18 protein-coding genes and 2 pseudogenes are annotated in these 20,392 nt (G+C 61.3%); 16 read left to right on the forward strand and 4 right to left on the reverse strand.

Annotation, left to right across the window (positions count from 1 at the left end):
- Nucleotides 1–758: 758 nt before the first annotated feature.
- The 5 genes from F791_RS0101360 (at nt 759) to F791_RS0101380 (ending at nt 3,154) form a co-directional block, all read left to right on the forward strand.
- Nucleotides 759–995, forward strand: coding sequence for a type II toxin-antitoxin system Phd/YefM family antitoxin (locus F791_RS0101360; protein WP_026301057.1), 237 nt, complete (start codon nt 759–761; stop codon nt 993–995).
- Between the two features lie 444 nt (nt 996–1,439).
- Complete coding sequence (locus tag F791_RS0101365) at nt 1,440–2,090, forward strand: SOS response-associated peptidase (protein ID WP_018174085.1); 651 nt, start codon at nt 1,440–1,442, stop codon at nt 2,088–2,090.
- A gap of 72 nt (nt 2,091–2,162) precedes the next feature.
- The gene (locus F791_RS0101370; RefSeq protein WP_018174084.1) at nt 2,163–2,372 is read left to right on the forward strand and encodes an MbcA/ParS/Xre antitoxin family protein; all 210 of its coding nucleotides are present in this window, start codon (nt 2,163–2,165) and stop codon (nt 2,370–2,372) included.
- 146 nt (nt 2,373–2,518) lie between these two features.
- Complete coding sequence (locus F791_RS0101375) at nt 2,519–2,728, forward strand: MbcA/ParS/Xre antitoxin family protein (protein WP_018174083.1); 210 nt, start codon at nt 2,519–2,521, stop codon at nt 2,726–2,728.
- A gap of 93 nt (nt 2,729–2,821) precedes the next feature.
- Entirely contained in the window at nt 2,822–3,154 is a 333-nt protein-coding gene (locus tag F791_RS0101380; protein WP_026305341.1) for an MbcA/ParS/Xre antitoxin family protein, read from the forward strand.
- A 51-nt stretch (nt 3,155–3,205) separates the two neighbouring features.
- Here the strand turns inward: F791_RS0101380 and F791_RS0101385 are convergent, their stop codons facing one another.
- The 3 genes from F791_RS0101385 to F791_RS0101395 are packed head-to-tail and all read right to left on the reverse strand — an operon-like array spanning nt 3,206 to nt 5,196.
- A complete protein-coding gene (locus tag F791_RS0101385; RefSeq protein WP_018174081.1) occupies nt 3,206–3,955 on the reverse strand; it encodes a DUF3320 domain-containing protein in 750 nt (249 codons plus the stop codon).
- Nucleotides 3,955–4,947, reverse strand: coding sequence for a hypothetical protein (locus F791_RS0101390; protein ID WP_019592070.1), 993 nt, complete (start codon nt 4,945–4,947; stop codon nt 3,955–3,957). The genes F791_RS0101385 and F791_RS0101390 overlap by 1 nt, the downstream gene beginning before the upstream one ends.
- A gap of 45 nt (nt 4,948–4,992) precedes the next feature.
- Entirely contained in the window at nt 4,993–5,196 is a 204-nt protein-coding gene (locus F791_RS0101395; RefSeq protein WP_018174079.1) for a hypothetical protein, read from the reverse strand.
- A gap of 190 nt (nt 5,197–5,386) precedes the next feature.
- Between F791_RS0101395 and F791_RS13345 the strand changes: the two genes are divergently transcribed.
- The 11 genes and pseudogenes from F791_RS13345 to F791_RS13150 all read left to right on the forward strand — a co-directional run.
- Complete coding sequence (locus F791_RS13345; RefSeq protein WP_018174078.1) at nt 5,387–5,626, forward strand: hypothetical protein; 240 nt, start codon at nt 5,387–5,389, stop codon at nt 5,624–5,626.
- Between the two features lie 98 nt (nt 5,627–5,724).
- On the forward strand, nt 5,725–6,351 hold the full coding sequence (locus tag F791_RS0101400) for an outer membrane protein (RefSeq protein ID WP_018174077.1): 627 nt from the start codon (nt 5,725–5,727) through the stop codon (nt 6,349–6,351).
- Nucleotides 6,352–6,515: 164 nt separating this feature from the next.
- On the forward strand, nt 6,516–7,547 hold the full coding sequence (locus F791_RS0101405) for a YafY family protein (protein ID WP_018174076.1): 1,032 nt from the start codon (nt 6,516–6,518) through the stop codon (nt 7,545–7,547).
- Nucleotides 7,544–8,110, forward strand: coding sequence for a hypothetical protein (locus tag F791_RS13745; protein ID WP_018174075.1), 567 nt, complete (start codon nt 7,544–7,546; stop codon nt 8,108–8,110). The genes F791_RS0101405 and F791_RS13745 overlap by 4 nt, the downstream gene beginning before the upstream one ends.
- A gap of 61 nt (nt 8,111–8,171) precedes the next feature.
- Nucleotides 8,172–8,873, forward strand: coding sequence for a YajG family lipoprotein (locus F791_RS0101415; protein ID WP_018174074.1), 702 nt, complete (start codon nt 8,172–8,174; stop codon nt 8,871–8,873).
- Nucleotides 8,874–9,083: 210 nt separating this feature from the next.
- Nucleotides 9,084–9,385 (forward strand): annotated as a pseudogene (locus F791_RS13145) (integrase core domain-containing protein); the annotation flags it as partial.
- 7 nt (nt 9,386–9,392) lie between these two features.
- Nucleotides 9,393–12,125 carry a type I restriction-modification system subunit M gene (locus F791_RS0101425; protein WP_019592072.1) on the forward strand — a complete coding sequence of 911 codons (2,733 nt, stop codon included), beginning with the start codon at nt 9,393–9,395 and terminating at the stop codon, nt 12,123–12,125.
- Entirely contained in the window at nt 12,118–13,434 is a 1,317-nt protein-coding gene (locus tag F791_RS13660; protein ID WP_155996918.1) for a restriction endonuclease subunit S, read from the forward strand. The genes F791_RS0101425 and F791_RS13660 overlap by 8 nt, the downstream gene beginning before the upstream one ends.
- Entirely contained in the window at nt 13,427–16,681 is a 3,255-nt protein-coding gene (locus tag F791_RS0101440) for a type I restriction endonuclease subunit R (protein WP_018174068.1), read from the forward strand. The genes F791_RS13660 and F791_RS0101440 overlap by 8 nt, the downstream gene beginning before the upstream one ends.
- An 8-nt stretch (nt 16,682–16,689) precedes the next feature.
- Entirely contained in the window at nt 16,690–17,397 is a 708-nt protein-coding gene (locus tag F791_RS0101445; protein WP_018174067.1) for a M48 family metallopeptidase, read from the forward strand.
- Nucleotides 17,398–17,603: 206 nt separating this feature from the next.
- A pseudogene (locus F791_RS13150) lies at nt 17,604–18,308 on the forward strand (DUF6361 family protein); the annotation flags it as partial.
- 126 nt (nt 18,309–18,434) lie between these two features.
- Here the strand turns inward: F791_RS13150 and F791_RS0101455 are convergent.
- Nucleotides 18,435–20,291 (reverse strand): thioredoxin domain-containing protein, encoded by a 1,857-nt coding sequence (locus F791_RS0101455; protein WP_018174792.1) that lies wholly within the window; start codon nt 20,289–20,291, stop codon nt 18,435–18,437.
- Nucleotides 20,292–20,392: the final 101 nt, after the last annotated feature.

Consider the following 20,392-nt stretch of genomic DNA (forward strand, 5'->3'; position numbering starts at 1 on the left):
ACTGACGGACGTTAGCGGATCGGGACTTGGATGTCACAGGTCGTTTTAGGCGCGGGAGTGGAATGAGATTTCGAAGGCTGGAGCGCTTCGTGCGCAAGCGGAACGACCATCGGTTCATGCCTCGGTGCTTCGATCATCCCCTCGGCATTTTCGGAGTGCAATTTGCTGTTGGGGAGGAGTAAGTGTCAGGTCTCGCGTGGTCATATACACGTTATTGGAAATAAATCGGGACGTTCATGCTGGCAGGCCTTGAGGGTTTCCACCGGTGTCCGATGCCAAGCGCCTTCTACCCGATGTGATGGTTGTACAGCCTCTGGTAGTGCCGCAGAGGGCGTCGTCCAGGTGCAGACCGGAGTCGAAGTGGCGGGTGCGCAGCAGGTCGGCGATGCGCCCGTTGGAGCGTTCGGCCATACCGTTGGTCTGGGGCCGTTTGGGCCGGATCATCAGAGTGGTATGCAGTCGCTTTGGGCAATGGGACCGGCTTCCACGTCCCGGCGGTAGCGCCGCTTACGCTCGGTTATGCGGGTAATCCCGTAGCGCCGGGCCAGTTCGGGCTCGTTCACGCTCGGCCGCGCTTCTGCAGCGCTCGCTGGATCTGGGGTGTGGTGCACGCGTTCGAATGGATCGTAATCGCCATGCTATTCGTCCTGCGTGGCCCCACCGTACACGGTATTCAGCTACTCCCGGGCACGAAACAGGGGAACCTGCTCGTGCGATATAGAATCCTCCGTTACCTAACTCCTAGGGTCTGGGGCCACATGAAAGAGATTGACGTCCGCGACGCGCGAGAACAGCTGTCCAGCATTCTGAAAGAAGTGGAGCGGGGCGAGGAGGTATGCATCCTGCGTCGAGGTCGGCCCGTCGCGCGTGTGGTTCAACCTGCCGGGGATCCCCCGAGATTTCGTTCACGTGCCGACTTGCGACAGAGCTTGCCGGCCATGCGGGAAACCGCCGTTGATACGGTTCGTACAGTGCGGGATACCGAACGTTACTGACGTGCTTCGCGGGCACCAGTGCTGTCCTGCCGTTTTGCCGCAGTGCCCCCCAAACGATGTCGTCGAGCCGCTCTTCCTCGGGCAGCGTTAGCCGAACTCGTAGTTGAGGGGGACATCAAACATCCTGATGTAGTAATGACAATGGGGCTGCCTCCTCGCGGTCATGCTTGAGGCGAGCGAGGTGGGGACACGGCTTGCCGTCAAGGGCGAGTCTAGTCAAGGAAACGCTTGGGATGCCCAAAGCCGCGAAGTCCCTCGGCCGGTGAGGGTTACGCTTGCGTACGAGATCAAATGCCCTAGGTGAATGTTCTCCGCTTCACGGAAAACTGCTCCTAGTGCCGGTCAATTTGAACGAATAGCGGCATTAAGGAACACGGTCGGGTGCATAGAGGCGATGCCAAAGGGCATGCCCTTTCGATAGGAATCGATGGGATGTGCGGACGTATGACGCGCTACAGCGCGACGAGTGAACTCGGCATGCGGTACTTCCAGGTGCCGGTCGACGAGACCTTTGACACGCCTCGGTACAACGTTGCACCCGGCACGGACCTCGAAGCATTCCGCGCCGGCGACGAAACATCCGCTGCCTTCCAGCCGATGTTCTGGGGCTTTCGGCCGAAGCGGGTGGAGGACGGTCCTCGGCCGATCAACGCCCGCGCCGAAAAGGTCGCCACAAGTCCGTACTTCCGGTCTGCATTCGCCCGCCGGCGCTGCATCGTGCTGGCCGATGGTTGGTACGAGTGGCGCAAGACCGATGACGGCAAGCAGCCGTACTACATCACCCTGGCCGAGGGCGCGCCGCAGGACATCCTGATGATGGCGGGCATCTGGGAGACAACAAGCGACGGCGGCGCCTGCTGCGCGATCATCACCGAACCCACATCCGAGCGTCTGGCGCACATTCACGACCGCGAGCCGCTGGTACTGGATGCCGAGTGTCGCTGGGACTGGCTTGATCCGGAACGGACGGAGCGTGAGGCCATCCGAGCCGGGACCGTCCGTCTGAACCCGGATGCCTTGGTCTATCATCCCGTTTCAACGCGCGTGAACCGCCCAACCGAAGACGACTCCGGATTGATCGAAGCGATCGCCTGAAGGGCTTCAGGCCATGGGGTAGTGCTACCGTGGTGAATAAGTCCGGAACGGGTACTCAGGCAGGTGGTAGCGATGGCCAAGCAGAGCGAAGTTGAAGCGCGCATCACCCGGATCCGCGAGAAAGCCGCATCGGTTTTCGACACCCAGGAAATCGTCGATGACTGGATGTGCACGGAGAACCTTGTGCTCGGCGATGCCCCGATCAATCTTCTGGAGACGGAGGAGGGCGCCGACAGGGTCGAGGCCATCCTGGGCCGGATCGAGCATGGCGTGTATTCGTAAAGGGGAAGGTGCACGTGGAGGCATTGGAGCCACGCCGCGGCGGAGGCGCCAGGTGGCTCCGGTGGGCAGATCGTTGGGAGCGTATGCCTACTGGTTGGTGCTACCTTCAAGGAACCCCGAGTCAGCACGAGCATAGGAACGGAGCCGTGGCAGAGAAAAGCGAGTTTGAGGCACGCGTTGCCCGCATCCGGGAGAAGGCAGCTGTGATCTTTGAGGATCCGGAAAAAGCGGAACGTTGGATGCGGGCGAGGAATCGGGTTCTTGAGTCGGCGCCAATCGATCTGCTGGACTCGGATGAGGGTGCAGAGATGGTCGAAACGGTTCTCCACCGGATCGAGCATGGGGTGTTTTCGTAACAGGCGAAATGGGCTGCAAAAGGAGTCGGAGGCTGCATGACGGATTCAGCGCACTTAGAGGTATCGGCCCATGACCGAAGCGCCCTGGCGAAAATGGTGATGCAGGCGTTGGATCACTGGGGCCTTGAAACGGACGAAGCCCTCACGATGCTGGGCCATGCGCCGGGCGACTTGGACGCGCTTTCGCACTATCGCGGAGGAGAGCCACTACCGGATGAGCGCGATGCTTTGGATCGTGCGGGCCACATCCTGGGGATCCACAAGGACCTGCGCCTGTTGTTTCCGCATGAGCGAGACAGGGCCTATCGCTGGATGAAATCGCACAACCGTGCGTTCGGTGGCTGCGCCCCGGTCGAAGTCGTCAGTCGTGAGGGATTGCAGGGCCTGTCGCGCATCAGGGGCTATTTGGGCCGGGCCGTCGAGTAGCGGCTGTGCGGGAATGGCCCGGTTGCTGCTGAGGCTCTTGGGACCCCGGGATTACCGCAGGGACGTTATCGGGTCCGCAGGAGACCGAGGCCGGTGAAAGGCTTTTGTCCCGGCCTCGAGAACGCCGTTTTGGGTTACTAGAAGAGCCATTTCTAGCGCGCGCTCCAGCGGTACCCGGAGGCGCTCTCGGCCATTGTCCGTCAGCCGGATGAACCCCATCCGGTGCAGGGCATCGTTCATGGCGGTGCCCCGTTCGAGCGTGCCGGCCTCCGCCACGGTGCGCACCAGCGACAGCATCAGTTCCGAGTCGTGGACGTGGTCGAGCTGGCGCAACGCATCCGGCAGGTTGCTCCAGTCCCGCAGGCAGGGGACCGCGAACTGTTCCGGGCGCCCGGAGAACTCACCGTCCAGTCGGATCAAACCCTGCGCTCCCAGCCGGGCCCGAGCCTCGTGGATGCGCGCCTGGACTCGGGAGCCCGCCCTTGAAAAGCCCGCTGCGTCCAGCAACCTTCGGGTCAGGATGAACAGGTGGACCGGTCCTTCGGTATCGACGATCTGCAGCACCGCCTCGTCCAGCGCCTCCTGTGGGATGTCGTCGAACCGATCGTGCCCGGGCAGCGAGAGTTCGTCTGGGTTCGTTTCCCGGTAGGGTTCGGTATCCCAGGTCGTTACCCATTGGCAGCGATGCTCGCGGCAGTAGGCTCGCCACGCGGCACAGGTCTCGGTGGATCCAGGGTTCCGGATCAGGTGTTGATGCACTTGGACCAGCGCATCGAGCGTGCCGGGGCGTGCCGCGCTCATCACTCGCCCTCCAGGACCAGCTCTATGCCCATGGCCTCGGCGGTGAGATCGATCATCGCTTCCTGCAGCAGGGTCTTGGGGCCATCGCGCAGGCAGGCATCATCCAGTGCCAGCAGCGTCTCGCCTCGCCACTCGGGAGACTCGGCGCTGGCCAGATTCCGGGCCAGAACCACCAGGATGCCCATGGCCGGTTCGATATCTTCTGGTGGCAACGAACCCAGCCAAGCTTTCCAGCGCTTACCGGCGGTCTGGAGATCTTCGAGCAGGGCGGTTTCGGCAGCGGATGTGGAGCCATCGGGGGTCGTTGTTGGCGGGGCGCTCGCCGCACCGCGACCGATCACCAGAAAAGCGAAGGCCACGGCGGCGAGCTGATCCCGTGCCGTCCAGCCAGAAGGGTCGTCGCCATGCTCAGCAAGGACCTGTTCGCCAAGCGCCTCGACAGCTTCCCGTTCAAACGTCGGACGTGCGGCTTCCTCTTGTGCGAGTTCGCGGCGGGCCCGGGCGGCGCCGGCCAACCGGACCGTCCCGTCGATGATCCCGGTGAACAGACGAAGAATGCCCCGAACCAACCAGAAAACACTGGCGACGAGCGCGAAGATCCCCTGAATGGCCGCTGCGTTGTGCCCGCGAAGCTGCACGCCCGCGATCTTTGCCGACGAACGCCCGGGCCGGATCCAGTTGAACGAGCCGATGGGGGTTTTGGTAGAGACGGTGACGCCGGACTTGGACAGGTTGAACTTGGCGGCATCCGAACCGTACCGCCCTCGAAGAATGAAGCGACCGTTCTGGAAGGCGACCTGGGTGTTCGTGGCCAGACGGGTGGAGACGCGCACCCCTCGGTTGGTGTTGCCCGTCAGGTTGACGCCCGCGGCTCGTGTCTGCGCCCGCAGCGCAAGGCCTCCCGTGCGACTCGCGCGCAGATAACGCCCGGTATGTTCGATGCGCTTCTGGCGGCCGTCGCGGTCCTTTTCGCCAACCTTCAGCAATGCCATGGATCGAGCGTATCACCCGCGCTCAAAGCAAGCGCACGAAGGCGATCAGCGTCCATCCGACAGTGGGTCGCCTCCGAGGTGTTCGCGCAGCGCCTCGTACTGATGTAGCGCGGCGAGCATCTGGACGAACTCCCCCTCGCGCAGCAGGACCACGCGCGAACCGTCCTCAATCTGTACGAACTCCGGGTGAAGGGTTATCCCCTCCAGGACTTCGAGCGAGTCGGGCGCAGGGTCGGGATTCGTTTTCATGGGTGGCTCCAGTAGGGGGCGGGTCGGACTTGCTCCGGCAACGTCCAGTAGGGTTGCCGGAAATTCACTTTGATCGACACAGGCGACGATAATGGTCGCGTCAAGGCGTGATAGTGGACCCGGATTGCGTATGCCCCGGAGGCGTCACGTGAAAGATCCAATCAGTTATATCGCAGTAGCCTCTGCCTTGATGATGCTTGCCGGATGTGCGGCCTCTCAGCCGTCCACCAGTGATCATTCCTACACGGGCCAACCCCTGATCCGTGACGCGGATGGCCGTATCACCGGTTACATCGACGAGAAGCGCTATGGGTCGACCTACATCCGCGCACCCGACGGACGCATCCTGGGTACAGTTGAAGAGGGGCCGGGTTCGGCGCCCACGCGTATTCGAAGGCCGGACGGTCGGATTCTCTACGAGATCAATTGAGCGCGATTTTCAGGCGTCATGAATTGACGCTCCTCCCCTGCACGCTCGTGGATCCGGAGTCCCGACGGGCTCGGTTCACATCAAAGGGGAGAATCAACATGGAAAAACGGATCATTTCCGCCGCAACGATCGTGGCAATCTTTGGCCTTGGAATGGCCCAGGCGCAGGCGTCGGGTTTCAACGGCGGCTATGTCGGCGGCCAGATTGGAGGAGCCTCGTACGATATCGACACGTCGGTGAGTGGGGTCGGCAGTCTTTCCGGACTGAGCGGTACTGGAGTCACCGGCGGGATCTTCGCCGGCTATGGCGGCGTATCCGATGGAGGCGTCTACGGCGGTATCGAAATCGACGCCCAGGCCGAGGATGCGGATGCCTCCGTGTCGATCGACGGAGAAGGCCGCGCGAGCGTCGAGGCCCGTCACAGCTACGGAGTCACCGGACGTATCGGCGGACTGGTGAGCGACAACGTGCTCGTCTATGGTCTTTTGGGTTATCAGCGCACCGATGTGCGCAGCCGCGTCCGTGGCCCGGCATTCGACAATGCCTCCGAGACCGATCACATCAGCGGTCCCCGGATCGGTGCGGGTGTCGAGGTTCAACGTGACGACAACTGGTTCATGCGTGGCGAGGTGTCGTACACCGCGTACAGCAGCGAATCGTACGGCGACCTGAATATCGATCCCGGCGCGACCCGTGTGCAGTTCGGTATCGGTTATCGGTTCTGAGCGGACGCCAGCGAGCCTGCACGTACTCGTCGAAAGCCATTCTCAGCAGACTTCCAGCACCGGGGGTGGCGGCGATGCCATCCCCCGGCTTTGCGTTGGGGGTTCCCGGGTGTCAGGCTTCCTCTCAAGGCAGGCGGCGAAGCCGAGTGGTGAAGGGGACGGATATGAATCAGGGCAACGGAATGCGTGCCACGTTGCAGCGGCGGATGCTGCTGCTGGGAATGGTGCCACGGCATCCACGGCGTGCGAGCGCGCCGGACCTCGTCAAACGACTTCAGGCCCGCGGCCTCACGACCACCCTGCGCACCGTCGAGCGGGATCTTGAGGCGCTGTCGGCCTTTCTGCCGCTGGGGCGTGATGAACGCGATCGCCCGTACGGCTGGTATTGGCTGTCCGAGGCACCGCTTCAGGATGTCCCCGCGCTCGACCCGGAGACAGCCCTGACCCTGCAGATCCTGGATGCGCATGCCGCGCGGCTGTTACCGCCATCCGCGCGCGAGCGCCTGAAGCCGCAGATCTCACGAGCGCGCGACGTGCTGGATGCCGCCGGTCAGGATTCCGGCCTGAGCCTGTGGCCCGAGCGGGTCCGTATTCTCTCGAACGGTCCCCCGCTGGATCCGCCCGAAATGCCCAAGGGTGTTTTCCCGGTCCTTCAACAGGGCCTGCTGGAGCGCCGCTGCCTGGACATCACCTACCGCTCCCGTTCGCGTGGGCGCGTTAAGGATCACCGAATCCACCCTCTGGCCTTCGTGTTCCGCGAGCCGGTCACCTACCTGCTCGCGACCATCGAGCCCCATCAGGATGTCCTTCACTTGGCAGCCCACCGCATCGAGGCGGCCACGCTGACGGACTGCCCCGCCGGCGATCCCGTCGATGGGTTCGACCTGGATCAACTCATCCGGGATGGCGCCTTCGATTACCCCGAGGGCGAGCGCATCCAGCTCGACATTCGAGTGAATGGAGACTTGGCCTACCACCTCCACGAGGCGCGTTTGTCGGACGATCAGACAATCGAGGCGCAGGCCGATGGCACATCCAGAGTAACCGCGACCGTGCGGGATACCGCCCGCCTCAAGTGGTGGCTGCTCGGATTGGGTGCGGGCGTAGAGGTGGTCGGGCCGAAGGCGCTGCGCGATGCGATTGCCCGGGAGCTGGAATCGGCCCGGGTCGCCTACCGATCAGAGGCGCGTGCGTGAAGGGCCTTCGTGCTTTGCGGGATGGTTGGTTGGGACTCTCCGGTCGCCGCCGCCCCGCCACGCAAGCGGACGTCCAGGCCTGGACCGTCGGCAATCTCCTGCTGGAGTTGCCGCGCTGTGGCCCTCGCGTACGGCTCCTGTGGCCGGAGAATGGCCGGACGACCACAGGCTGTGAATGGATACTACCTGCGCGTGACCTGGCGGACTGGATTCAGTCGCGTCCCAAGCCCGTGGTCGCCGCAAGGCCGGACGGGGTCCGCCGGGCCTTCCACCTGTGGCTCCAGGCCGCGGATGATCAGGGCGATGCCACCACGGATCTTCCGGAGGTGTTTCGAGCCGAGGTGCGGGGCCGCTACAGGGAGATCCTGTCGGCGACCACGGGAGACCTTCGTTGTGTGCAGTGCCAGGCGTTCGTGGCGTCCCCGCGGGTGGAGGAAGAGGGCAGAGCCCAGGATGGCGCATTCACCCTCTCGACCACACGCGTTTGTTGCGAACGCGGCCACGATCTTTTCCGCGAAGACGCGGCGATCGAAATCCATCGTGGAGCCAGCGCGCCTCTTTGAACCGGCGCGATGTATACACCGGCGCGCGGGCGCGGCCCGCGCAACTTGAAAAGGAGACAGGGTGATCATCGGACGACTGGCAGGGTTGGTGTTGGGTGGGCTGCTTCTGGCCGGGTGTACGACCACACCGGTCACGCTGGATCCGGCCTCGAGCCGTGATGCGGCTGTGGCCGGCGAGGCAAATGTGGAGATGGGGACCGTGACCGACAGTCGCCAGCACGGCGCGAACTGGCTGGGGGCCATTCGGGGCGGTTTCGGAAATCCCTTGCAGACGCTCGAGACCGAGGAGCCGGTATCCGAGGTGGTTCGCGAACAGTTCATCACGGGGCTGGAACAGCGCGGCATGCTGGCGCAGGAAGGCGAGGGGGAGTTCATTCTCGAGGTTGATATCGAGCAACTGGATTCGAACCAGGTGATGCGGCGCGAGGCGTATTCGAGACTGGATGTCGCCCTGATCGAGCAGGGCTCACGCCAGGTCGCGTACGAAAATTCCGTGCGCTCGAGCAACGTCGAGGGCGGTGCCGGGGGCGGCGTGTTTGCATCCATCGAGAAGCTCGAAGAGATCCTCACGCGGACCTTGTGGGAGACCATCGACGAGGCCCTGGACGACGAGCGTCTGCACCAGGCCATCGCCGACGGCCCCGCCGAGGCTCAGCCATCCAGCGAACTGGAGGCGGATATTAAGGCGCTCCGACAGCTTCGAGACCGCGGTGTGATTACGGAAGACGAGTACCGCGAGCGCGTACTGGATCTGGTGGACTGACGGGCGGTTGCAAATCGGGTGGGTTCCTGGAATCTGACTGATGTTCTCGTCCCTCTTCGAGAACATCGAGTCTGCGTTTCAGCCTTGGGGTAATGGATAGGGTGCGCGGTGCGTTCGCGCGGCTTCGCCCTCTAACCAAAAAATTCTGGTCCTGTGGCGCGCTTAGCGAATCAAGGTGGTGATATGAAAGGAATTTCGAAGCTCGTTTGCGACCGGCTTTGCGCCGTGCACGGGATCGAGTATAGCCTGATCCGACCCAAGCGGCCCCAGACCAACGGCATGGTCGAACGTTTCAACGGGCGCATCGCCGACCTGCTGCGCACTCGCCACTTCGACCCTGGCCAGCACTTGGACGAGGCGTTGTGGCACTACCAGCGGCTGTACAACCATCACATCGGCCAGAAGGCGCTGGGGCATCGGACCCCGGTGTAAACCCTCAAGGCCTGGCAGCATGAACACCCCGATTTTTTTTTCGAAAACGTGTATATGACCAGGCGAGACCTGACACTTAGGGATCCAATGAAAAAGAAGCTGACACTTCCCCATCTCGAAAACCTGCTGCTGCGGGCCTGCGACGATCTTCGGGGCAGCATGGATGCGAGTGAATACAAGGAATACGTCTTCGGAATGCTATTCCTCAAGCGTGCCAGCGACTTGTTCGATCAGCGCCGGAGGCAACTTCGTGGTCAGCTTGCGGCGCATGGCATGGCTGAAGATGACATCGCTATTGAATTGGAAGATCCGGATCATTACTCGGGGCAGTATTTCTACGTGCCGCCACGGGCCCGCTGGAACGAGCCGTGGCAGGAGGAAGTCGTCGATGATGGCGAGAAGAAGATCGTTGACCGGCCGGCGCTTAAGCACGTCAAGGAGAACGTGGGCACCACGCTAAACAAGGCCCTAGCGGCTATCGAAGATGCCAATCCGGACGCCCTGCAGGATGTGCTAAGCGGCATCAACTTCAACCGCAAGATCGGCCAGCGCACGCTGGATGACGATACCCTGTCTGATTTCCTCCAGAACTTCGACCGCATTCCCCTTCGTGACGAGGACTTCGAGTTCCCGGATCTGTTGGGCGCAGCCTACGAATGGCTGATCAAGTACTTTGCCGACTCTGCCGGCAAGAAGGCTGGTGAATTCTACACCCCTTGGGAGGTGGTTCGGCTCTGCGTCGAGATCTGTGACCCGCAGGAGTCGATGAGCATCTACGATCCCACGGCGGGTTCCGGGGGCATGCTGATCCAGATGCGCGATTACCTCCGGGAGAAAGGTGGTGACGCCTCGGAGCTGGCGCTTTACGGCCAAGAGAAGATCGGTACCACCTGGTCGATATGCAAGATGAATATGCTGCTGCACGGCATTTCCCACGCCGATATCCGCCAGGAAGACACCATCCGCGAGCCGCAGCACCTCGACGAGACCAACGAGCTCAAGCGTTTCGACCGGGTGGTGGCTAACCCGCCCTTCAGCCAGAACTACATCAAGAAGGACCTGAAATTCTCCGGCCGTTTTCCGGTGATGATGCCGGAGAAGGGGAAGAAGGCCGACCTGATGTTCGTCCAGCACATGCTGGCCGTGCTCAAGCACGATGGGCGCATGGCTACGGTCATGCCCCATGGTGTTCTTTTCCGTGGCGGCGAGGAGCGTGAGGCGCGCAAGTATTTCATCGAGCAGGGCTACCTGGAGGCAGTAATCGGCCTACCCGGCAATCTGTTCTACGGCACCGGCATCCCCGCCTGCATTCTCGTGCTGAACAAGGCCGGTGCCCGGGATCGCGACAGCGTGCTGTTCATCAATGCCGACCGCGAATATCGCGAGGGTAAGGCGCAGAACCACCTGCGCCCGGAAGACATCGACAAGATCGTCTACGCCTATCGTCAGGGCGAGGAGATCCCTGCCTACGCTCGTCCGGTGCCGGTGACCGAAATCCACGAAGAAGACTACAACTGCAACATACGGCGCTATGTGGACAATGCGCCGCCGCCGGAGCCCCACGACGTGCGTGCCCATCTGCACGGCGGCGTGCCTCTGGCCGAGATCGATAGTCTCCAGCGCTATTGGTCCAACTATGCCGGTCTGAAAGACGACCAGTTCGTGCCACGGGATGAGAACTACCGGGATTTCGCTCCCGCGCTCAAGGACAAGCGCGACATCTCTGCCTTGATCAACGATCACTCTGGCGTGGCGGAGGCCAATCAGGCCGTTATGGAGCGGCTCGAAGCCTGGTGGCAGGAGAATTTGCCCGTAGTGGAGGCCCTGGCGCCCGATGCCGCCAACCCACAGGCCCGGCCCCGCAATGTCTATGTCATGCGCACCCAGTTGCTAGCCAGCATGGAAGCCGCTTTGGCGGACAACGCTCTGCTCACTTCGTTTCAGGTTCGCGGTGCGCTGGCCAGCTTCTTCGACGACCTCAAGGCCGACTTCAAATCCATCGCCGCCAGTGGTTGGGGGCCGGAACTGATCCCCGACGACGGCATCCTGCAGAGCCAGTTCCCCGGGGTTCTGGAAGAGCAACAACAGGCACAGACCCGGCTGGCCGAGCTGAAAGCCCTGTTCGCCGCCGCCGACGAAGAGGATTTTGAGGACACCGACGACACCGGCGTATTGCCCGGAGAGGAGATCAAGAGCAAGCGCGAGGAACTAAAAGCCACCAACGCCGAATGGAAGCAGCAGCTCAAGACTATCAAGCAACTGGCAGCCGACTTATTCGCCGAACTAAAGGCTACCGGCCAGTTGCCCAAGGGTAGCAAGAAAGGCTACTACTGCACCGAGGGCCTGACGCAGAAGGATGCCGCGTTCCAGAATGGCTTGCGCATCGTCGAACTGGCCGAACAACTTGGTTTCGAGAGCGAGCGGGTCGAACCCCTGCGCGAGTCGGTTGCCCTGGGCCAACATGCCTGGAACACGGCCCGGAGCATCGAAGACCAGCTGGCCCGCCACAAGGCACTGGAAGACGAGGCCAAGGAACTCAAGGCAGCGCTGAAGGCGATCGAGAACAAGCGCGACGAACTGGTGGCCAGCGCTCGCGAGAGGATCTCCGAAGACAAGGCCCGCACCGTGATCATCGATCGGCTCAGGACTCTGCTCTTGAATACCTACAGGGGCTACCTGCGCAACGAGAAACGTGCCTGTATCCGGGCGGTCGAAAACCTATGGGACAAGTACGCGGTCACCGCCCGACAGATCGAAGCTGAGCGAGATGAGGCGTCACGGCAGTTAGAAGCGTTTTTGGTGGAGCTGAGATATGCCTGAGACACGTAAAGTGCTCCTAAGTGGAGTCCTTTTGCCTCCCATATCCGGAGGGCGCCCAGCCGGTGGTATTAATGGCGACTCAGAGGGTGTTCCGAGTCTCGGCGGCGAAAATATAAAGCCCAACGGCGGTATGAAATATGACGATATTAGGATTATTCCTGAGGTATTTTATGCCCGTATGCCAAGAGGGAAATTGCAAGCATTAGATGTTTTGATAAACAAAGACGGCGCGCAAACTGGCAAGGTCGGACTCTACGACGGTGCATTCGAGGAAGCTGCTGTTAACGAGCACCTGTTTATCCTTAGAGCCCAAGATCCTGGCGAACTTAACCAAGTCTATCTATTTTATTGTGTGCTTTTGCCAGAAACGCAGCAAAAAATCCAAAGAAGAATAACAGGATCAGCTCAGCCGGGACTGAATTCTCAGTTTGTGCGAGCGGTTGATATACCATTTCATAGCCCCTTCAGGCAAAAGAAAATTGCCCACATTTTGCTAACCATCGACCAAGCCATCGAGAAGACCGAGGCGCTGATCGATAAGTATCAGCAGATCAAAGCTGGGCTGATGGACGATCTTTTTACGCGCGGGATCGGCGCCGACGGCCACTTGCGCCCATCACGCGAACACGTTCCAGAGTTGTATCAGGAAACGCCGATCGGGTGGATTCCCAAAGATTGGGAACAGAAGCCCCTTGAGAAGGGGTTGGCCGCTGGTCCGAAGAACGGGTATAGCCCAATCGAAGTAGAGGATTGGCAAGGGGTATATGTTTTAGGCCTAAGCTGTCTTACCCGGTTTGGGTACAAGCCTATTCAAATTAAAAATGCGCCTCGAAGCTCTCTTGCAAGTAGCGCTTTACTTAATAACGGGGATCTATTGTTAAGTCGGTCCAACACCCCTGAGCGCGTAGGCTTGTGTGGCATATACAGGGATGTTGGATATCCGGCAATATACCCTGATCTCATGATGAAGCTGCAACTCAATGCGAATCTATTGCCCGAATTCATTGAGAGGTACCTCCTTTCGCCAAATTCACGAAAAAGGCTTGGAGCTGTTGCTGTCGGAACATCTGGAAGCATGGTCAAGCTGAATAGTTCGGATATTAGACGATTTGCTGTACCTTTTCCTTCTATAGAGGAACAAAGAAATATTGTTTCTATGCTTAGTCCTGTAGAGAGAAAGCTGACCGTTTTGGAGAGGCAACGCGAAAAGCTTCAACAACAGAAATCCGGCCTAATGCACGACCTTCTTACCGGAAAGGTCCCGGTCAAGGTCGAGCCTGAGCACGAACCCGAGGCCGCCCATGTCTGAGTACACGGAAGTCGAACAGCCGATCCTGCAGCAGTTACAGGGACTGGGCTGGGACATCGTCAACCAAGGCCAAGAGATTCCCTCGGACCCGACCAAAAGTCGCCGCGCCAACTTCCGCCAGTGGCTGCTGCCGGAGGTGTTCAATCGGGCGGTGGCGGCCATCAATCCCGGTGCGCACGGCGGCACCTGGCTGACAGACAAGCAGCTGCTGGAGGTGCAGGAGCAGTTGTTGCGGCAACCCAACCGCACCCTGCTGGAAGCCAACGAGGCGGTGCAGAAGCTGCTGTTGAAGGCCCAGGTGGATGTGAACGAGGAGACCGGCGAGCAGGACCCGGTGGTGCGCTTGATCGACTTCGACACCCCGGAGAACAACCACTTCCTGGCCATTAACCAGTTCCGCATCGATACCCCTGGCTGCGTGAAGCAGTTCATCATTCCCGACATCGTGCTCTTCGTGAACGGTATTCCACTGGCGGTAGTGGAGTGCAAGAAAGGCGGCCCCACTTGCGCCGATCCCATGGAAGAGGCGTTCCAGCAGCTGCAGCGTTACATGAACCGGCGTGAGGACACCGCATCGCACGGTTTGAAGGAAGGCGAGCCGAGGCTGTTCCATAGCAACCTGCTGTTGATCCGCAGCAGCGGCGCCGAGGCGGATTACGGCACGATCACCTCGGGCGAAGAGCACTTCTACCCGTGGAAGACGCTTTGGCCTCGGGATAACGTCGATGCCGAGGGAATGAACCCGCAACAGCGACTCGTCGCCGGGATGCTCAACAAGCCCAATCTGCTCAAGCTCCTGCGGACCTGTTCGGTGTTCATGGAAACCGACGGCGGTCCGCGCATCAAGGTGGTGGGGCGCTACCAGCAGTTCCGTGCCGCCGGGCGCATTATCGAGCGCCTGTGTCACGGGCGCACGGCCGACGAGAAAAGCGGCGTGGTCTGGCACACGCAGGGTTCGGGCAAGAGTCTGACCATGGTATTCGTCGCGCGCATGCTGCGTGCGTCGAAGGATCTGCACGATTACAAGATCGTGCTGGTCAACGACCGTGTGGACCTGGAAGAACAGCTCACCGAGACCGCTACCCTTATCGGCGGGCGGGTGAACATCATTGAAAGCCGCGAGGCGCTGCGCCGGGACCTGGGCACCGATCAGTCCGACATCAACATGGTGATGGCACACAAATTCCAGGTGGCGGACGAGAGCCTGCCAACGGCTGTCGCCGAGGCGCTGGGTACCTACCAGGCCATGCCGGGCAAGAGCACTTTCGGGGTGGTGAACCCCTCGTCGCGCATTGTGCTGATGATCGACGAAGCCCACCGTACGCAGAGCTCGGAGCTGGGCGAGAACATCTTCGAGGGCTTCCCCAACGCTGCGCGGATCGCCTTCACCGGTACGCCCTTGATCACCGAGCGCCACGGCGAGAAGCGCACGGTTAAACGCTTCGGCGAGTACATCGACCAGTACAAGCTGATGGATGCAGTAGAGGATGGTACGACGCTCCAGATCCTTTACGAGGGCCGCACCGCCGACGCGGCTTTGAATGAGAAGGCGGATTTCGAGACCAAGTTCGAGAACCTGTTCCGTGATCGCAGCGAGGAGGAACTGCTGGCCATCAAGAAGAAATACGGTGCCACTGGCGACATCCTGGAGGCAGAGCAGCGCATCGAGGCCATCGCGAAGGACATGGTTCGGCACTACCTGGAACATATCTTTCCCAATGGCTTCAAGGCGCAGGTGGTGTGCCATTCCAAACTGGCGGCGGTGCGCTACCAGCAGGCCATTCACCGGGCGTTGGCCGAGACAGTGGCGGCCCTGCGCGCCGCTCCGAACCCGGATGAAGAAAAGATCCGTCGCATCGAATTTCTAAAGGCAGCGGTGGTCATTTCCAGCGACGGCACCAACGAGGCGGCCTGGGTGACGGAGGCCCGCAAGGAGGCTCGGGCTTGGAACGCGGTGGAGAACTTCTGCAAGCCTTTCGCCTTCGACGATCCGGACCAACCCTACAGTGGTATCGCCTTCCTAGTGGTCTGCGACATGCTGATGACCGGTTTCGACGCCCCCATCGAGCAGGTGATGTACCTGGACAAGAAGATTCGCGAGCACACGCTCCTTCAGGCCATCGCCCGTACCAACCGGGTGCGGAAGGGGAAACAGCGCGGCTATGTGGTGGACTACATTGGTCTGACTCACAAGCTCACTGAGGCGCTGACCCTGTATGCGACGACCGACGAGCAACAGGAGCTGGCTGAAGGGCTGAAGAACATCACCTCCGAGGTACCGGTACTTCAGGAGCGCTACCAGCGCTTACTGCAGTTGTTCTCCGAAAACAAGGTGAGGCAGGTGCAGGCGTTCGTGGAAGGCGAACTTGGCGATGTCGAAGCCGATGCCGCCGTGGTGCACGAGGCGGTCAAGTTGCTGAAGGACGAAAAGGTTCGGGCGGATTTCGATGTCTACCTGAAGAAATTCCTGGCCAGCTTGGACATCATCCTGCCCCATGCCGCCGGCCAGCCGTACCGGGTACCGGCCAAGCGTTTGGGGTACATTCAGAGGGTGGCCAAGGAGCGCTACAAGGATGACACCCTGAACCTGGGTGATGCTGGGCAGAAGGTTCGTGACCTGATCAATGAGCACCTGATTAGCCTCGGCATCAACCCTAAGGTGGCCCCGGTGGAATTGCTATCCGGCGATTTCTTGGAACAGCTCGAGCAGCACGCGGGCGGCAACGCCGAGGCAAAGGCTAGCGAGATGGAGCACGCCATCCGCAAGCACTGCACGGTGCACCACGACGAGGACCCAGCGTTCTACAAGAGCCTGTCGGAGAAGGTCGAACAATTGATTGACCAGTATCAGGGCGAGTGGGAGAAGCTGGCCGAGGAGTTGGACCACCTGCGCAACGAAGCGGCCCAGGGACGCCAACAGGGCGCCGACGGTATGAGCCGTGAGGCGACTACTTTCTTCGAGCACATCGCCAATGAGGCCTTCGAGGGTGGCGGAGTTCCGGATAATGCCAGGGCGCAAATGAAAGCCTTGATGGAGTCGATCATCGAGACATTGCAGCACAGTGTTGGCAGCATCGACTTCTGGCAGAACAGCGATAAACAGAAACGGACCCGAAGCGAGATCAAAACCGCGCTGACACTGTCGGACATCCCTGAGTTGAAACAGAACCGGGAGCGGATTGCAGTGGAGATCATGAAGCTGGCAAAGAACCGTCACGATCAACTGCTGAAGGGCATGGGGGAGTAACTAACGCCATGATGACCAGACGGGTTGGTGATATCGAGTATCAGTTGCTCCCTGGCAACCAGCGTCGAACGACCGATATCGTGATTGAGAGAGACGGCCGAGTGGTTGTGCGACCGCCGGCGCAATGCTCGCCGGAGCAGGTGGATGCGGTGGTGGCTAGCAAGCGCCTGTGGATATACCGTAACTTGGCCGAATGGAAGGATCTGAATGGTTCCGCCGTGGCACGGGAGTGGGTCAATGGGGAAACCTTCATGTATCTGGGAGCAGGGTATCGGCTGGCACTCGTGTCAGAACAAGAGCAACCACTGACGCTAAAGGATGGACGCTTCCGACTCCGGCGTGACGTGGTGGAGCAGGGCCGCACCCGTGCCGCCCGGGAAGCCTTCGAACAGTTTTATACCGAGAAGGCTCAGCAGCGCTTCGAGGATCGCGTGTCCTTCTTTGCGCCGAAAGTTGGCGTAGAAGTAGGCAAGGTCAAAGTGAAAGACATGGGCTATCGGTGGGCAAGCTGCGGACGCATTGGCACACTGAACTTCCATTGGAAGTGCATGATGGCACCTCCGAAGATCGTCGATTACATCATCGTCCATGAGCTCTGCCACCTCCACCAAGGCAATCACACTGAAGCTTTTTGGAACGAGGTTGATAAAGTCCTCCCTGATTGCCGGGAGCGTAAGGAGTGGTTGCGTAGGTATGGCGCAAGTCTGGATATTTGAGCGCTATCCAATGCAGCAACGTATCCACGTAATTTCAGCACGCATATCGGGGTCGGACCTTGGAAAGTGACTGTAAAAGCGGCGTCAAGGGGTTTGCAGCCGCTTCTATGGAGCTTAGAAGCGCGGTTTTGAGGCGGAACTGACCGTCTGGCGCTGTGGTTCGGCCCGGCTGCTGGTGAAGCGCCCGCAGGGAAGAGGGTAAGCGAATGCTCCAGTCCAGAATTGCCTGGCTTGATCACGATGCGGAGGCGCGCGAGCGCAGTATGCGTGTGCTGGCGATGTTCGGGGAGCGTGATACGCGCGATGAGCTGGGGCTTGGGGCGATTCGGGACAACCTGGCGGATCTGCTGTTTCCGGGCACGAGTACGATCCAGACGCGCTTGCGCTACATGCTGTTGGTGGGGTGGGTGTATCAGCAGGTCGAGTCGGAGTTGGGGCAGGGCGCGCTTGCGGCGGAGAAGGTGCCGGCGCGCGCGGCCGATCTGGAGTTTCGCATTGTGGATGTGCTGCGCGAGGCGGACGACCGCGCCGGAGTATTCGGCATCGGATCCGGGCGGACGCTGCAGCGATTGCCGAGCTCGGTGTACTGGGCGGGACTGGCGTCGTGGGGCATTCGGGAGGTGCCGCTGTCGCAGGAGCGCTACCACCGCAGTGTGGCCGGGCTGGTGGAACGGCGGCGCGAGGGTGTGGCTCGGGCGGGCGAGGGTGAATCGGGCGACAGCGGTTCGGAATTTCGCACCTGGCATGCCGGTCTGCCGGAAGCGCCTGAGCAATTCCCGGCAGATGTGACGCTGGCGCTGGGCCGTGCGGAGGCGGCGTTCATTCTGGACCGGGTGCGCGAGTGTCATCCGGCGAGCCTGTTGGCCCATCTGTTCGAGCGCTGTGCTCCAGCGGACGTGGAATACCCCTATTGTTGTTGGCGCTCGCGAGTGAGCGCTCGGCAGTATGCGGACCGAAGCCACCGTAAACACTGAAAGACGAACCAGGCCCAGCCTCAACGGCCCCGGACAGGTGCGCCACACGCCGGGCGCTGGCGATCAGTCGCGGTCCTCGAACCAGAGGATCAGCCGCGCATGATGCTTCGGCTGCCCCTCGACTCCGCGCCCCGGGCGCAGGTCGTACTCCTCGAAGGCCGTCTTGAGCGTCTCGCTCTCCTCCAGCCACTCTTCGGTCATCCGCAGGATCAGAGTGGTCGGCGACGGCCGGTGAACCGCTGGATGGAAGCGTTGCGAGATCATCCCGGGCAGCGGGGGTTCCGGCTCGGACCGAAAGCCGTCGTCGTCGCGGAAACGCTCCCAGGCCGTCTCCAGCAAGGCGATTGCGTTGTCGCGATCACCACTGTCGCGCGTCGAATCCCAGTCACGCAGCCCCTGGGCAACATAGGCGTAATCGTTCAGCGTCGCCTCACCGGCATCCTCGCTCGGGAGGCCCATCAGCGTCGGCAACTCATCAGGCGACTCGGCCACCTCCAGCAACCACGAGCGCACGGCCTTTCCGGCCTCCTCGAAGCGCTCGTCGTGGTCCGCCGCCAGCGCCAGCGCGGACAGCAGGAGCCCGTGCGCCCCGGTCAGGACCTTTTCATCGCGCGGCAGACCGCGCTCCTCGCGAGCCTGGATCAGGGCCTCGCGGCCTCTGTCCACCTGCTCCTGCACCACCTCCTCGTCGAGCTCGAAGCGCTCGGCCAGTTGCGTGATGGAATCGCCTCCACGCGGCAGGTATCCGAGGTCGAACACCGAGGCGCCTTCCATCCCGAAATAGGCCCGCACCAGTTCCGGGTTCTCGTGATCCGCCAGCGCCGCGTCGAGATCCTCCTCCGGCCACAGGTATGCGCCGCCCTCGCGCCCCTGCTCGTCGATAGCCGAAAGACTGGCGGCGAACCCACGAAAGCCATCGGGACCGACGTCGGCCTGTTCGCCCAGATCATCCTCGCGCAGGGCCATGTCGCGCTTCACGAAATCGAGATTCTCCAGGCCGATATCGATCCAGTCGTCACGATCGAAATGCGTACCCGCCTTGAGGTAAAGCCAGGCCAGCTGGGCCTGGTCCTCCAGCATCACCTCGAAATGTGGCTCGTCCCAGTCCGGCGACTCGGAATAACGAAAGAACCCGCCACCCAGTACGTCACGCAATCCGGACCCGCCCATCTCGTCCAGGGTGATCTCGAGAAACTCCGGGACCCAGTTCGGCGCCTTGCCGGCCTGCTCGGCTTCGAGCATCGCGCGCAGCCACGGCGAGTGCGGAAACTTGGTTGAACTCCCGAACCCACCCTGGAGGTCATCGGCCTCGCGTTCCATCGCGTTCCAGAGGACCTGCGGCAGACGCGCCGCCCGGCTGTCGGACATGGGCTCTTCGCCCTTGCGCAGCTGCTCGGAGAGCTCGTCACTGCCGCGTCGGGCGAGATCCAGAAGCCGGTCATAGTCGGCCTCGAGGCGGTCGGCAATGCCATCCAGGAACTCCGCGAACTGATCACGCGGGGCATACACCACACCGGTCAGCGCGTACCCCTCGGGCGTGACCACCACGTTCAGGGGCCAGCCAGTCGCCCCGGCGGTGGCGCGCTGAAACTCGAGCAGATAGGTATCGAGCGCACCGTTCACCTCGCGATCGACCTTGACCGGGATGAAATGCTCGTTCAGGCGCTCGGCGATGCCTTCGTCCTGGAAGCTCTCCTCCTGCATGACGTGGCAGTAATAGCAGGAGTAATACCCACTCGAGATCAATAACGGGCGCTGTTCCTCGCGGGCTTTCTCCAGCAGCGCAGGATCCCAGGCACGCCACTTTACCGGGTCGTCGACATGCAATCTGAGGTACGGGGAAATACTTTCTGCCATTTCGGGATTGGCCTGCACCGGCATGGCCACAGCCCAGGACAGGGCTGTAATCACGGCCAGCATAGAACCTCCCCGAATGACCGGATGTCGCGCTCTGTGTCCGTCCTGCGGCATGGTTCGCCTCCGTATGGGATCCTTTGCCCTATTAGGGGACTAAACCCCGT

Origin of the sequence: Thioalkalivibrio sp. ALRh, assembly GCF_000381425.1 — a bacterium.
In the GTDB taxonomy this organism is placed as follows: domain Bacteria; phylum Pseudomonadota; class Gammaproteobacteria; order Ectothiorhodospirales; family Ectothiorhodospiraceae; genus Thioalkalivibrio.